This is a genomic window from Nguyenibacter vanlangensis (genome assembly GCF_013376155.1).
In the GTDB taxonomy this organism is placed as follows: Bacteria; Pseudomonadota; Alphaproteobacteria; order Acetobacterales; family Acetobacteraceae; genus Gluconacetobacter; species Gluconacetobacter vanlangensis.
In genome coordinates this window covers 1-694 of sequence record NZ_JABXXP010001106.1, presented here as the reverse complement: position 1 = coordinate 694, position 694 = coordinate 1, and the positions used below count along the sequence as shown (strand labels likewise).

At 60.8% G+C, this 694-nt stretch carries 2 protein-coding genes; both read right to left on the bottom strand.

Annotated features, from left to right (window positions below):
* Positions 1-236, bottom strand: a 236-nt coding sequence (locus tag HUK84_RS21520) for a TetR family transcriptional regulator (RefSeq protein ID WP_246285822.1), incomplete at its 3' end; no start/stop codon positions are given.
* Positions 237-280: 44 nt separating this feature from the next.
* Positions 281-448 carry a hypothetical protein gene (locus HUK84_RS21515; protein ID WP_176641959.1) on the bottom strand — a complete coding sequence of 56 codons (168 nt, stop codon included), beginning with the start codon at positions 446-448 and terminating at the stop codon, positions 281-283.
* Positions 449-694: the final 246 nt, after the last annotated feature.

Sequence of the window (694 nt, the reverse complement as noted above, 5' to 3'; positions counted from 1 at the left end):
GCCCGCGCGACATCGGCCGACAGCGCGGCGGCCGTGCCGCGGAACGCCAGCCCCAGCAGCGTGTCCTTGTCGCCGAAATAATGGACCAGCAGCGCGGGTGACACGCCGGCATGCCCGGCGATGCGGGCCATCGTCGCGCCGGCCAGGCCATGCTCGACCAATATATCCAGCGTCGCGGCCACCAGTTCCCGGCGGCGCTTCAACTCGACCGGCGTCAGATGAGAGGATTGGCTCATGAACATACCGTGCCATAAACTGAATACGCGTTCAACTCCCGTTTTCAGATCGCCCATGACCAGATGGAATTACGGATATATTCAGTAAAATCATGGAATGTCATCGCTGCATGGGCGTTTAACGTGCCACGAAACAGGCCATGCGGATGATACGGGCTGCCGCGGCGCGCATTCCTGCTGATTCCTTGTTGAACGAGCGTTTCACTTTCCATGCACCAGGTCGCAATCCTTCAAGAAAGTGACGGATTTATTATTTCGTAGACGCAATGTCTGAATGAACATTCAATCCACGCCGGAATCACCGGGCCCCGCCGCCTGAAGAATGGGATGACCAAGATGAAGCAGGCCACGCGTCTTCTGACATGCCTCTTGACGACGGCCCTGGCGGTCCCGGCCATACCGGCATGGGCGGCGGCGGCGGCGTCCCCGGGCGGAAAGACGCGCGCGCCCGGCAAGGC